We start from the raw sequence: 12,423 nt of genomic DNA, 5'->3' as shown, positions 1-12,423 counted from the left end.
GACAAGCGTGGCCGCTCACGTCACTCGCTTGCTGCAGGCCAGCAACCCGCCCCACGTCAGCAGCCCATTCAACAGCAACAGCTCCAACCCGATCTGCCACCCGCCCCACGGCTGCCCGAAGTCCAGCACCGCGCACAGCAGCGGCGCCGCCACGCACACCGCCACCAGCGCACGACCTGACACCTTCCGCGGCGTGAACAGCGCGAACGCGAACAGGCCCAGCAGCGGGCCGTAGGTGTAGCCCGCGAGCTTGAGGATGAGGAACACCATGCTGGCGTTGTCCAGCGCCTTGAAGCCCAGCACGAGCAGCAGGAACAGCAGCGCAAAGCCCAGGTGCACGCGGCGGCGGGTGCGGGTGTTGTCCTGGCTCACGCGCAGCAGGTCCAGGCAGGTGCTGGCCGTCAGCGCGGTCAGCGCGCCGTCGGCGCTGGGCAGCAGGGCCGACACCAGCGCCAGCACGAACACCGCCTGCACCCAACCCGGCAGGTGCTGCATGACGACGGCCGGGAACAGCGCGTCACCAGTCGCCGCCAGCCCGTGCTCGCGGGCGAACAGCGTCAGCAGCCCGCCCAGCAGCAGGAAGGCGGCGATGACGACGACCAGCAGCACCGCCAGCAGCAGCAGGTTCTTCTGCGCGTCGCGCAGCTTCGCCACCGACAGGCTCTTCTGCATCATTTCCTGGTCCAGCCCCGTCATCGCAATGGCGATGAACATGCCGGCCAGCAGCGCCTTGACGCAGAAGTCACGGCTCAGCGGGTCGCTCACCCACACGCGGCTCAGGCCGGCGGCGTCCAGCTGCGACAGCGCATCGGGCCGCCACAGCAGCGCGATGCAGACGATGAGGCCCGTCAGCATGCCGGCGGTCTGCAGCGTGTCGGTCCACACCAGCGCCTTCACGCCGCCGTCGACCGTGTAGAGCAGGATCATCGCCAGCACGACGGCCGCGCCCACGGCGAAGGGCACGCCCAGCGGCTGCAGCATCAGCAGGTACAGCACCTGCACGACGAGGTAGAGCCGCGCTGTCGCGCCCACAGTGCGGCTGAGGATGAAGTAGGCCGAGCCCAGCCGCCGCGCGGCCGGCCCCAGGCGCTCGCCCAGCAGCTCGTAGATGGAGGCCACGCGCAGCCGGTGGTAGGCCGGCAGCAGCACGAAGGCGATGGCCACGTAGCCGGCCACATAGCCCAGCGTGACCTGCAGGTAGCTGAAGCCGCTGGCAGCCACCGAGCCGGGCACGCTGATGAAGGTGACGCCGGACAGCGACGTCCCGACCATCCCGAACGCGACGACCGGCCAGGGACTTTCCCTAGACCCCACGTAGAAACCCGCAGCACCAGCACCGTGCGCGACGCACCGCGCCAGCACCAGCAGCCCGGCAAAGTAGGCAACAACCCCGAGCAAAAGCAGTGCAGGCGACATCGGCCGGGATCATGCCTCATGACACCCCCGTGAACACGGTGGGTCAAATCGTCATCAAGCATCCCTACCATGCGCCCCGTTTTGGCCAATTTTTACTAACCCGTCATGCGACTCCGACCCCTGGTAGCTCTCCTCGTTGCGGCCTTCGCGGCGCCCACCGCGTTCGCGGCCAACGGCCCACTCATCAGCCAGGTCTACGGCGGCGGCGGTCGCACCGGCGCGGTTTACAAGAACGACTTCGTCGAGATCCGCAATGCGGGTGCGTCGGCGGTCGACATGAGCACCTGGTCGCTGCAGTACTCGTCCGCGGCGGGCACCAGCTGGGGCTCGCAGAAGGTCGCCCTCACCGGCACGCTGCAGCCCGGCCAGTACCTGCTCGTGAAGCTCGGCAGCGGCGTCTCGGCCAGCACGGCTGTCGGCGTTGATCTGCCCACCGCCGACGTCACCGCCGGCTTCGACATGAGCGGCAGCGCCGGCAAGCTGGCCCTGGTCAACAGCACGACGTCGCTGCCCGCCGCCACCTGCCCGTCGGACGCCAGCATCAAGGACCTCATCGGCTACGGCACGACGGCCAACTGCACCGAGATCTCGCCCGCACCGGCGCCCACCAACAACGGCTTTGCCCTGCTGCGCGCCGATGCGGGCTGCACCGACAACGGCAACAACAGCACCGACTTCGCCAATGGCGTGCCGACGCCGCGCAACAGCAGCAGCGCCTACGCGGTGTGCACCGCCGCAGCCCCCGGCCCCGCGCCGGCCCCGACACCGGCCCCCGCGCCGGGCGCCTTCAAGCAGATCTACGAGATCCAGGGCAGCGGCGCCACCAGCGCACTGGCCGGCAGCACCGTCACGACCGAAGGCGTCGTGACCCGCCTGACCAACACCGGCTTCTACATGCAGGCCGCCGTGGGCGATGGCAACCCGGCCACGTCGGACGGCATCTTCGTGTTCACGAGCACCGCGCCCACCGTGGCCCTGAACCAGCTGGTGCGGGTGGCCGGCACGGTCACCGAGTTCTCGACCGGCGGCAGCACCGTGACGCAGATCGGCAGCGTCAGCGGCATCACGCTGGTGAACCCCGGCCAGAGCGTGACCCCCACGGCGATCAGCCTGCCCGTCACCGGCGGGCTGGAGCGTTATGAAGGCATGCTGGTCACGCTGGCCGGCCCGCTGACCGTCGGCCAGAACGCCTTCCAGGCCCGCTATGGCCAGCTGACGCTGTCGGCCGGCGGCCGGCTGGAAACGCCCACCAACAAGTACCGCCCGGGCAGCGACGCCGCCAAGGCCCTGGCCGCTGACAACGCCGCCCGCCTGATCGTGCTGGAGGACGGCAACACGCTGCAGAACGTCAACCCGACGCCCTTCACCGGCCCCACCGGCGCGCTGCGCGGCGGCGACACCCTCGGCGCCATCACCGGCGTGATCGACTTCGGCCCGACGACGACCAGCACCGGCGCGCCCGGCGCCTACCGCATCGTGCCCCTGGCCAACGATGCCCTGCAGTACGCGCTGACCAACCCGCGCACCACCACGCCGCCGGCCGTGGGCGGCAACGTGAAGCTGGCCAGCTTCAACGTGCTGAACTACTTCACCACGTTCAAGGACGGCAAGACGGCTGACGGTGGCACCGCCAGCAGCCAGCCTTGCGCCGGTGAATGCCGTGGCGCCGACAACCTCACGGAGTTCAACCGTCAGCAGGCCAAGATCGTCGCCGCGCTCAGCGCCATCGACGCCGACGCCGTGGGCCTGATGGAAATCCAGAACAACGCCATCGCACCGGCGAACCTGGTGGCCGCGCTGAACGCCAAGGTCGGCGCGGGCACCTACGCCGTCGTGGCAGGCGCGGCGGCGGGCGTGGTGGGTTCGGACGCCATCAAGAACATGATCATCTACAAGCCCGCCAAGCTCACCCCGGCTGGCAGTTCGGTGATCGACACGGACCCGGTCAACAACCGCCCGACCGTGGCCCAGAGTTTCACGCTGGCCAACGGCCAGAAGTTCACGCTGGTGGTCAACCACCTGAAGTCCAAGGGCTGCAGCGGCGCCACCGGCCTGGACCTGGACCAGAGCGATGGCCAGAGCTGCTACACCGCCACGCGCGTGAAGCAGGCCGACCGCCTGCGCAGCTTCGTCGCCTCCCTGCAGACCAGCAGCGGCAGCAACGACGTGGTGCTGGTGGGGGACTTCAATGCCTACGGCATGGAAGACCCCATCACCCGCCTGACCGACAACGGCTTCATCGACCAGATCGGCCGCTTCAACACGCTGGGCTACTCCTACACGTTCGACGGCGCTGCCGGCCGCCTGGACCACGCGATCACGACCTCGTCGCTGTCGCCCAAGGTCAGCATGGCGACCGAGTGGCACATCAACGCCGACGAGTCGGTGGCGCACGACTACAACCAGGAGTTCAAGCAGCCCGCCTGCGCCACCTGCGCGCCGGACCCCTACGCGGCGACCCCGTTCCGCTCGTCTGACCATGACCCGGTGGTCATGGGCCTGAACCTCTACAACAGCTACATCACCGCCGCCAGCACGACGGTGGCGGGCACGGCGGGGGATGACCTGATCACCGTGGGCGCCCTGCGCCCGACGCTGACTGGTGGCGCAGGGCGCGACCAGTTCGCGTTCAGCGCCAGCTTTGCCGGTGGCGCCACGATCACGGACTTCACGCCTGGCACCGACCTCATCAACCTGCGCGCCGTGATGAGCGCCGCCGGCATCACGGCCGCCAACCCGCAGGCCACCGGCCAGGTCACCTGCCTGCGCAGCGGTGTCAGCGACGCCTTGATCTCGATGGATGCCGACACGACCGGCCCGCTGCCGCGCCGCCCCCTGCTGCTGCTGAAGAACGTGAGCTGCGCATCGCTGAGCGCCAGCAGCTTCCAGTTCTGAACCGCCCTTTTCAATTTCGGACATCACCCGTCATGAACCGACTCCACTTCATCCGCAAGCCCCTGGCCGCCGCGATCCTGGGCCTGGCCTGCGCTGCCGCCTCGGCAGCCGACTTCCGCCTCAACGGCAGCATCGTGGACACCGACATCGCCAGCCTGAACGGCCTGACGTTCTCGGGCCAGTTCTCGCTGGACCTGCCGGCCGCCGGCTACACCGGCGACGTGCCGCTGACCGCCTTCAGCATCAGCTTCGGCACCCAGACCTACACGCTGACGGGTGCCGCGCCGTCGGTCTACTTCGACAACGGCCAGTTCACCGCCCTGCAGTACCTGTGGACCGGCAGCGATGGCGCGTCCCTGAACATGGTCACGGGCTTCGGCACGGGCGCGTTCGAAGGCACGTTGAACTACGCCACGGCCGACGCGAAGTTCGCCACCGGCAGCTTCACGATCTCCGCCGTCCCCGAGCCCGAGTCCTACGCCCTGATGCTGGGCGGCCTGGGCCTGGTGGGCTGGATGGCGCGCCGCCGCAAGGCCTGATCCGTTTTCGACACGCACTTCAACCTGGGAGATTTCATTGATGACCAAGTCCCTGACCGCCCTCGCACTGGCCGCCCTGGCTGCGCTGCCGGCGCATGCCGCGCTCACTGCGGGCGACATCGCCTTCACATCGTTCAATGCCGACGAGAAAGGCTGGTCCTTCGTGACCTTCGTCGACATCGCGGCGAACACCACCATCTACTTCTCCGACAACGAGTGGCAAGGCAGCGCCTTCAACACCGGCGAGGGCTATCAGAGCTGGAACAGCGGCACCAGCACGATCGCGGCGGGCACGGTCATCCGTTTCTCGAGCATCCAGAACAGTGGACGCACGGCCTCGGTGGGCACACTGAGCACCGTTTCGATCCCCGGGAACTCGGGAGGCATAGATCTCAGCTCAAGCGGCGACGGCCTGTACGCCTTCATCGGCTCCGCTGCCAGTCCGTCCACCTTCCTGGCTGCGATCACCAACACCTCGTTCAACACGGCTGCAACGGGCGTGCTGACCGGCACCGCCCTGACCACAAGCGCCTTCGAACTCGGCGTCTCATCGGGCTCGGACTGGGCCCAGTACACGGGCGCACGCACGGGTCAAACCACGATGGCAGGCTACAAGGCCCTGGTGGCCGACAAGGCCAACTGGACCATCAACGGTGACGGCAGCTTTGCGACTGAAGTCCCCACCACGACCGCCTTCGTCGCCACGCCCGTCCCCGAACCCCAGACCTACGCCCTGATGCTGGGCGGCCTGGGCCTGGTGGGCTGGATGGCGCGCCGCCGCAAGGCCGCCTGAGCGCCACACACGCCACATCAAGACGGCCCGCTGCAGCGGGCCGTTTTTCATTCAGTACGTGCGACTGCCCTTGAACTGCGCATGCTGGCGCCGCTGCAGCGTGGTGCTGCGGCTCATGGCGTCGAAGGTGATGCGCGCATGGGCGTGCATGATGGCCAGGCCCAGCGCATCGGCGGCGTCCTTGCCGGGCTGGCCGGGCAGGTTCAGCAGCCGCTGCACCATGGCCTGGATCTGCTCCTTCTTGGCCTGGCCGTGGCCGGCGATGGCCTTCTTCATCTGCACGGCCGTGTACTCGCTGACCGGCAGGTCGCCCGACACCAGCGCCGCCAGCGCCGCGCCGCGGGCCTGGCCCAGCAGCAGCGTGGACTGCGGGTTCACGTTGACGAACACGATCTCCACCGCGGCGCACTGCGGCTGGTAGCGGGCTGACACTTCGCGGATGCCGTCGAACAGGATCTTGAGCCGCGCCGGCAGGTCGCCCACGGCGACGCCGCTGGTCTTGATGGTGCCGCTGGCCACGTAGGCCAACCGCGGGCCGTCAGCGTCGATGACGCCGAAACCGGTGGTCTGCAGGCCCGGGTCGATGCCGAGGATGCGCATCACCGCAAGCCCAGTGGCAGCTGGAAGTACCAGCGCACCGAATGGAAGAACACCGGCGCGGCAAAGCACAGCACGGCAATGCGGTCCAGCAGGCCCACGGCGCCGGTGATGGAGCTGCTGTTACCCCAGTAGCGCACGCCAGCGTCCTTCTTCAGCGCCTTCATCACGAGGCCGCCAAAGCCCGCTGCGGCGGCGGCCAGGAAGGCCATCACCAGCGCCTGGCCGGCCTTGAACGGCGTGATCCAGTACAGCAGCGCGCCGGCCAGCGAGCCGGTCAGCGTGCCAATCCACCAGGCCCGCATCGAGAAGCTGCGGCTGATGCGCCGCGCCACGGGCCGGCGGCGCAGCGTGCGCGTGGCGATCTCCTGCGCGATCTGCGAGGCGGCCACCACCATGACGAGGAAGAACAGCAGGAAGGCGCCGCGCCCGGTGTAGCCGGGGAAGTCCAGCAGCAGCAGCGCCGGGGCGTGCGACAGGCCGTACACGCACACCATCACGCCCCACTGGATCTTGGCGTTGCGCTCCAGGAAGCGGGTCGGGTCGTCGGCCAGCGCGCTGACGATGGGCAGCGCCAGGAAGCCGTAGACCGGCAGGAAGACCGTGAACAGGTCGAAGAAGCGCGTGCCGCACAGCATGTACTGCACGGGTACGAGCACGAAGAACGCGACGATGAGCGTGCGGTGGTCGCTGCGCTGCGTGTGCACGAGGGTGATGAACTCGCGCAGCGCCAGAAAGGAGAACAGCGCGAACAGCAGCGTGGCGCCCAGCGGGCCAGAGATCCAGGCCACCCAGAACATGCAGCCGCCTATCCACGCGGCGCGCAGGTCGCGGCGCACGCGGGCCCAGGTCAGCTCGGACTGACGGCGCGCGTCCTCGTTGGCGCGCTCGCGCAGCGAGTTCAGGAACAGGCCCGCGGTCAGCAACAGCAGAAAGCCGAACAGCACGACGAACAGCAGCGCCACCTGCTCGCTGGCATTGAGCGATTTGAGCCAGCGCATCAGTCCTCTCCCTCGACGGGCGCGACCCAGTCGGGGTCGGGGCGCTGCTCCATGACGGCCTCGCGGGCGCGGCACAGGAAGTCGGCCTTGCTCTCCCCGTCCTGCAGCTGGATGGGCGCGCCGAAGGTGACAGTGCACAGGATGGGCACGGGCACGACCTCGCCCTTGGGCATGACGCGCTGCACGTTGTCTATCCAGGTGGGGATCAATTGCACGTGCGGGAACTGCTGGGCCAGGTGATAGATGCCGCTCTTGAACGGCTGCGGGTTGCCCTTGCTGGAGCGCGTGCCCTCCGGAAAGATCACCAGCGAGTCCCCGTTGGCCAGCGCTTCGACCAGCGGCTCCAGCGGATCTTCGTCGGGGTTGGCGCGCGTGCGGCTGACGTAGATGGCGTTGAAGACCTCGGTCGTCAGCCAGCGCCGCAGGGCGCTTTTCGTCCAGTAGTCGCGCGCGGCAATGGCGCGCGTCTGCGCCCGCAGTTCGTGCGGGAAAGCCGCCCAGATCAACACGAGGTCGAAGTGGCTCTGGTGGTTGGCGATGTAGATGCGCTGCTCGGCTTTTGGCGGGCAGCCCTTCCAGTGCCCCTGCGCGCCGGTGATGAGGCGGGCGATGAAGGCGAGCAACTGGCCGGTCAGGGCGGCGGGCGTCATGGGCCGGGATTATCGGTGCCGCATCGCGCGAGCCGGAGAGGGGTCAGCGCCGGTGGGGCGCAACGCCTGGCAGGGTCAGCCGGCCTGCTTGACCAGCTCGACGAAGACTTGCAGATAGCCCGACGACGGCGCAGCCTCGCAGGCCGCCGCGATGCCAGCCGCCGCCGCGTTGAGCTGCTTCGCCTGCGCCACCAGCGCCTCGCCGCCGCGCTGGCGCGGCATGCCGGCCAGCAGCAGCATGCCTGTGGTCATGCGCACCACCGGCATGCGCGACGGCTCGGTCTCGGGGAAGGTGGCCTTGAAATAGGCCGTGTCGGTGTTGAACTCGGCGCAGGTCTTGGTGGCCAGGCCTTCCACGGTGTCGCGCATGAACTCCACCGGCACGATGACATCCGGCAGCGTCGCGCCGCTCGCACCGGACTTGGCCGCAAAGCGCAGGCCGCGCACGAAGGCCAGCGCCAGCTCGTCCAGTGCCGGGGAACGCGACGATGCATGCAGGCTGACCTCGGCCGGCGTGCCGTCGGGCGCGATCTTCACGAACACGTCGGCCGTGCCCTGCACGCCCTGCCCGGCCAGCTCGACCGGATAGACCGTGCCGCCGGGGCGCAGCGACTGGGCCCGCAGCTTGGCCACACGGCTTGCGGCCGGCGCCGACGCGGCGGACGCCGCGGGCTCGGCAGCCGTTGGCGGCTGGGCATGGGCGCACAAGGCAACGCCGGCCACCAGGGCCGGCACCAGGCGGGAAAGCGCTAGCGACATCAGGCCAGTATCACGGGCTTGGCGCCCAGACGCTGCAACAGCCCGTGCGTCAGCCGCGTCGCGAGGCCGTAGACCGTCAGCTGCGGGTTGGCGCCCAGGCTGGTGGGGAACAGCGAACCGTCGTGCACCGACAGGTTGGCGAGCTGCCAGTGCTGGCCGTCCGGCCGCACGACGCCGCGGGCCGCATCGGCCGCCATCGTGCAGCCGCCCATCACGTGCGCGCTGCCGACGGTGGCGAGGAAGGGCTTCATCGTCAGCGCTGCGATGCCCGCCTTGGCCTCGGCCAAGGTCGCGTAGTTGGCGGCCTGCTCGTGCACCGGGCGCACGGCCTGGGCGCCGGCCGCGAACTGGATCTCGGCCATCGTCAGGTAGGCGCGGCGCACGCCGTCGAGCAGGTAGTCGGTCACCGCGTAGTCCAGCACCGGCGAGCCGTCACTGCGCAGCTTGACGGCGCCGCCGGCGGCGTCGGCATGGAAGCCGTCGCGCAGCAGCGCAATCATCAGCTGCGTGCGCGGCATGTCCTTGGCGCGCTGGGCCAGCTCGGCGCCGATGCCGCCGCCGTTGCCCATCGCAAACGTCGGGTGCACGGGCGCCACCTCCAGCTTGTAGCCCACCGGGCCGTCGACCGGGCCGGTGTGCAGGAAGTGGTCGCAGAACACCGACAGCGGCGCACCGGCCCAGCCGGCAACGTCATGGTCGAACAGCGCGACACCACCGGCCGTCGGGTGCAGGAAGGTGCGCTTGCCCAACAGGCCGTGCGGGTCCGGTGCGTTGGAGCGCAGCAGCAGCGCGGGCGAGTTGATGGCGCCACCGGCCACGACGTAGTGCTTGGCGGTGATGCGCACCGGCACGCCGGTCACGGCGCCGTCCAGCGCGACCGGCTCGGCCACCAGCGCGCTGACGCGGTCGCCCTGGAGCTCGACCCTGGCGGCGCGGGTCTGCACCAGCAGCGTCGCGCCATGGTCCAGCGCCACCGGCAGTGTGCTGACCAGCATGGACTGCTTGGCATTCGTCGGGCAGCCCATGCCGCAGGAGCCGAGGTTCCAGCAGCCCTTGACGTTGCGGCGCACGACCTTGGTCGGGAGGCCCAGCTTCTCGGCACCGCGGCGCAGCACGTCGTTGTTCTCGTTGGGTGCGGTCTGCCAGTCGGCGATGTTCAGGCGGCGCTCGGCCTGCTCGAACCACGGCGCCATGGCCGCCTCGTTGAAGTCCGTGAGGCCGAACTTGTCGCCCCAGTAGGCCAGCGCATCGGGCGGCGTGCGGAACGAGCCAGTCCAGTTGACGGTGGTGGAGCCGCCCACGCAGCGGCCCTGCAGGATGTTGACGACCTGGTCCTTCGTCTTGCGGCCGCCACCTTCCTGGTAGAGCTGGCCGTAGGCGTCGGTTTCGCGCTGCTTGAACTGGTGGCTGGAGCGCAGCGGGCCTTCCTCGACGATGACGATCTTCAGCCCCGCACGGGCCAGCATCTCGGCCGTGATGCCGGCGCCCGCGCCGCTGCCGATGATGGCGACGTCGCAGTCCAGCGCGGCGGGCAGCGCCGCATGCGGGCCGCCATGCACCTTCCAGCCCCGCTGCAGGCCTTCAGCGATGGGATCGGGAATGGCGCTCATGGGATGCTCACCGGGCCGGGATAGCCCACGCTGCGCCAGTTGTCCGGCGCGTTGAAGAAGGCCACGGCGTTCAGGTCGCGCAGCGCGTGATAGATCTGCTGCTTGGTGTCGGAGGTGGACAGCCGCATCGCGTCCAGCGCCTGCTGCACATCCTGCGCGCTGGCCTCGCCCCAGGGCGTGGACAGCCCCACCAGCGCATAGCGGCCCGCCGCCGTGGCCAGCAGGCCCAGCGCGTCGGACAGCTCTTTGCGCGTGGGCGCGGGCAGGCTGGCGATGAAGGCATCCAGCCGGTCCAGTTGCAGCGCCAGTGCCGCGTCGCGCGCGGCGCCCGGCGGCGGCAGCAGGTCAGACAGCACGGCCTGCGCGGCGGCGCGCATCACGTCGCGCGCGCCGGGGCCCAGCTTGCCGTCCACCAGGCCTGGCTTGATGAGCGCCACGCCCGCACCGGCCACGCCGATGACGATGGCGGCACCGACGCCCAACTTCAGGAATCCGCGGCGCTGCATCACACGATCTTCTTCAACAAGCCGAGCAGGCGCTCGAAGGTGGGGCCGTACGGCGGCTGGAACAGCCGGGTGCCGGCGAAGCGCGACTGGATGAACAGCGGCTTCTCCTTGCTGAAGGTGCGGAAGCCCCACTCGCCGTGGTACGAGCCCATGCCGCTGGCGCCGACGCCGCCGAAGGGCTGGTCTTCCTGGCCCAGGTGCCACAGGCAGTCGTTGACGGTCACGCCACCGGCATGGGTCTGGGCCATCACGTGGTCGCGCGCGGCACCGTCCTGGCCGAACCAGTACAGCGCCAGCGGCCGGTCACCCGCGTTGACGTGGGCCAGCGCGTTGTCCACCTTGTCGTAGCCGACGATGGGCAACAGCGGGCCGAAGATCTCTTCCTGCATGACGGTGGCATCCGCCGGCACGTCCAGCAGCAGCGCCGGCACGAGGCGGCGGTCGTCGGGTTGCTCGTCGTGCGTGCGCAGCACGCGCGCGCCGCGCTGGGCCGCGTCGGCGATGAGGCCTTGCAGCCGCGCGTGGTGGCGCGGCGTGGCGATGCTGGTGTAGTCGGCATTGCCGGCGATGCGCGGGTACATGCGGCGCATCTCGGCCAGGATCTGCTGGCTCAACGGCTCGATGAGCTCGCGCGGCACCAGCAGGTAGTCAGGCGCCACGCAGGTCTGGCCGGCGTTGAAGAGCTTGCCAAAGGCCAGCCGCGACGCGGTCAGCGCCAGGTCGGCGCTGCGGTCGACGATGGCGGGCGACTTGCCGCCCAGCTCCAGCGTCACCGGCGTCAGGTTCTTCGCCGCGGCCTGGGCCACATGGCGGCCGACGGCCGTGGAGCCGGTGAAGAACAGATGGTCGAACGGCAGCTGCGTGAAGGCCTTGCCGACCTCGGCGTCGCCGGTGATGACCAGCATCTCCTCCGGCTTGAAGTGCTCGGCGACGAGGCGCGCCATCAGCTCGGACGTGGCCGGCGTCAGCTCCGACGGCTTGATGAGCACGCGGTTGCCGGCCGCCAGCGCGGCGACGGCGGGCTCCATGGCCAGGTAGTACGGGTAGTTCCAGGGCGCGACGACGCCGACGACGCCCAGCGGCTGGCGCATCAGCACATTGCGGCCGGGCAGGAAGTGCAGCGGCGTGGCCACGCGGCGGGGCTTCATCCACGCACGCAGGTGCTTGAGCGCGTGGCGCGCGCCGGCCTCGACCGTGAAGATGTCGGCCAGCAGCGACTCCTGGCGGGCACGGTGCCCGAAGTCCTGCGCCATCGCGGCCGCGAGCGCTTCGCCGTGCTGGCGCGTCATCGCGAGCAGCCGCTCCAGGCGGTCTCGGCGCACCTCGTAGGACGGCATGCGCTCGGCGTCGAACGCGCGGCGCTGCGCTGTCAGCGCCAGGTGCAGGCGTTCCTGCAGCGCGGTGTCCATGGGCTTGTCTCCGGTTCTGGATCGAATCGGAGGAGGCTAACCGCAACTGGCAGGCCGCCCAACGGGGGCGGCCCTGGACTAGAGGGCTGCGTCTAGTCCCGCAGGTGACACTGGCATTGGGTTTGCGGGCCGAGCGCCGGGCCGCCCCAAGCCGGCCCGCGCTAGGCGATGTGCTTGCGGCTCGACGCCGCAAGCATCGCCGTCCCCTCAGGGGCTTCGGCCGGACACATGGAGCCCAGTGGGCTCGA

Annotated in this window: 11 protein-coding genes; 3 read left to right on the top strand and 8 right to left on the bottom strand. The window is 69.7% G+C overall.

Features of this window, described 5'->3' with window-relative positions:
* Nucleotides 1-15 precede the first annotated feature (15 nt).
* Nucleotides 16-1,416, bottom strand: a complete 1,401-nt coding sequence (locus tag NYO99_RS11045) for a sodium:solute symporter (protein ID WP_268167233.1) — start codon at nucleotides 1,414-1,416, stop codon at nucleotides 16-18.
* A 105-nt stretch (nucleotides 1,417-1,521) separates the two neighbouring features.
* On the opposite strand from NYO99_RS11045, the gene NYO99_RS11040 reads away from it, so the two are divergent.
* Genes NYO99_RS11040 through NYO99_RS11030 form a run of 3 tightly spaced genes read left to right on the top strand, consistent with a single transcriptional unit; the run spans nucleotide 1,522 to nucleotide 5,643 of the window.
* A complete protein-coding gene (locus NYO99_RS11040) occupies nucleotides 1,522-4,311 on the top strand; it encodes an ExeM/NucH family extracellular endonuclease (protein ID WP_268167232.1) in 2,790 nt (929 codons plus the stop codon).
* 32 nt (nucleotides 4,312-4,343) lie between these two features.
* A complete protein-coding gene (locus NYO99_RS11035; RefSeq protein WP_268167231.1) occupies nucleotides 4,344-4,850 on the top strand; it encodes an FxDxF family PEP-CTERM protein in 507 nt (168 codons plus the stop codon).
* 40 nt (nucleotides 4,851-4,890) lie between these two features.
* Nucleotides 4,891-5,643 (top strand): FxDxF family PEP-CTERM protein, encoded by a 753-nt coding sequence (locus NYO99_RS11030; RefSeq protein WP_268167230.1) that lies wholly within the window; start codon nucleotides 4,891-4,893, stop codon nucleotides 5,641-5,643.
* A gap of 51 nt (nucleotides 5,644-5,694) precedes the next feature.
* Here NYO99_RS11030 and ruvC read toward each other — a convergent pair whose 3' ends face one another.
* From ruvC to NYO99_RS10995, 7 genes are all read right to left on the bottom strand, one after another.
* A complete protein-coding gene (gene ruvC / locus NYO99_RS11025; RefSeq protein ID WP_268167229.1) occupies nucleotides 5,695-6,243 on the bottom strand; it encodes a crossover junction endodeoxyribonuclease RuvC in 549 nt (182 codons plus the stop codon).
* Nucleotides 6,243-7,244 (bottom strand): phosphatidate cytidylyltransferase, encoded by a 1,002-nt coding sequence (locus tag NYO99_RS11020; protein ID WP_422395494.1) that lies wholly within the window; start codon nucleotides 7,242-7,244, stop codon nucleotides 6,243-6,245. The genes ruvC and NYO99_RS11020 overlap by 1 nt, the downstream gene beginning before the upstream one ends.
* On the bottom strand, nucleotides 7,241-7,891 hold the full coding sequence (locus tag NYO99_RS11015) for a lysophospholipid acyltransferase family protein (protein ID WP_268167227.1): 651 nt from the start codon (nucleotides 7,889-7,891) through the stop codon (nucleotides 7,241-7,243). Before NYO99_RS11015 ends, NYO99_RS11020 begins: the two co-directional genes overlap by 4 nt.
* A gap of 75 nt (nucleotides 7,892-7,966) precedes the next feature.
* Nucleotides 7,967-8,650: an energy transducer TonB gene (locus tag NYO99_RS11010; RefSeq protein WP_268167226.1), complete on the bottom strand. Its 684-nt coding sequence runs from the start codon at nucleotides 8,648-8,650 to the stop codon at nucleotides 7,967-7,969.
* Nucleotides 8,650-10,260: a GMC family oxidoreductase gene (locus tag NYO99_RS11005; RefSeq protein WP_268167225.1), complete on the bottom strand. Its 1,611-nt coding sequence runs from the start codon at nucleotides 10,258-10,260 to the stop codon at nucleotides 8,650-8,652. The genes NYO99_RS11010 and NYO99_RS11005 overlap by 1 nt, the downstream gene beginning before the upstream one ends.
* Nucleotides 10,257-10,766 (bottom strand): hypothetical protein, encoded by a 510-nt coding sequence (locus tag NYO99_RS11000; protein WP_268167224.1) that lies wholly within the window; start codon nucleotides 10,764-10,766, stop codon nucleotides 10,257-10,259. Before NYO99_RS11000 ends, NYO99_RS11005 begins: the two co-directional genes overlap by 4 nt.
* Nucleotides 10,766-12,175, bottom strand: coding sequence for a coniferyl aldehyde dehydrogenase (locus tag NYO99_RS10995; protein WP_268167223.1), 1,410 nt, complete (start codon nucleotides 12,173-12,175; stop codon nucleotides 10,766-10,768). The genes NYO99_RS11000 and NYO99_RS10995 overlap by 1 nt, the downstream gene beginning before the upstream one ends.
* Nucleotides 12,176-12,423: the final 248 nt, after the last annotated feature.

It is taken from the genome of Roseateles hydrophilus (assembly GCF_026712245.1).
Lineage (GTDB): Bacteria > Pseudomonadota > Gammaproteobacteria > Burkholderiales > Burkholderiaceae_C > Pelomonas > Pelomonas hydrophilus.
Note: the sequence above shows the minus strand (reverse complement) of the source record. Positions and strands in the feature narration are given on the sequence as shown.

Bases quoted from the DNA above. Each gene is read 5' to 3' on its own strand.
- NYO99_RS11045 (WP_268167233.1), bottom strand. From the start codon at position 1,416: ATGTCGCCTGCACTGCTTTTGCTCGGGGTTGTTGCCTACTTTGCCGGG.
- NYO99_RS11040 (WP_268167232.1), top strand. From the start codon at position 1,522: ATGCGACTCCGACCCCTGGTAGCTCTCCTCGTTGCGGCCTTCGCGGCG.
- NYO99_RS11035 (WP_268167231.1), top strand. From the start codon at position 4,344: ATGAACCGACTCCACTTCATCCGCAAGCCCCTGGCCGCCGCGATCCTG.
- NYO99_RS11030 (WP_268167230.1), top strand. From the start codon at position 4,891: ATGACCAAGTCCCTGACCGCCCTCGCACTGGCCGCCCTGGCTGCGCTG.
- ruvC (WP_268167229.1), bottom strand. From the start codon at position 6,243: ATGCGCATCCTCGGCATCGACCCGGGCCTGCAGACCACCGGTTTCGGC.
- NYO99_RS11015 (WP_268167227.1), bottom strand. From the start codon at position 7,891: ATGACGCCCGCCGCCCTGACCGGCCAGTTGCTCGCCTTCATCGCCCGC.
- NYO99_RS11010 (WP_268167226.1), bottom strand. From the start codon at position 8,650: ATGTCGCTAGCGCTTTCCCGCCTGGTGCCGGCCCTGGTGGCCGGCGTT.
- NYO99_RS11005 (WP_268167225.1), bottom strand. From the start codon at position 10,260: ATGAGCGCCATTCCCGATCCCATCGCTGAAGGCCTGCAGCGGGGCTGG.
- NYO99_RS11000 (WP_268167224.1), bottom strand. From the start codon at position 10,766: ATGCAGCGCCGCGGATTCCTGAAGTTGGGCGTCGGTGCCGCCATCGTC.
- NYO99_RS10995 (WP_268167223.1), bottom strand. From the start codon at position 12,175: ATGGACACCGCGCTGCAGGAACGCCTGCACCTGGCGCTGACAGCGCAG.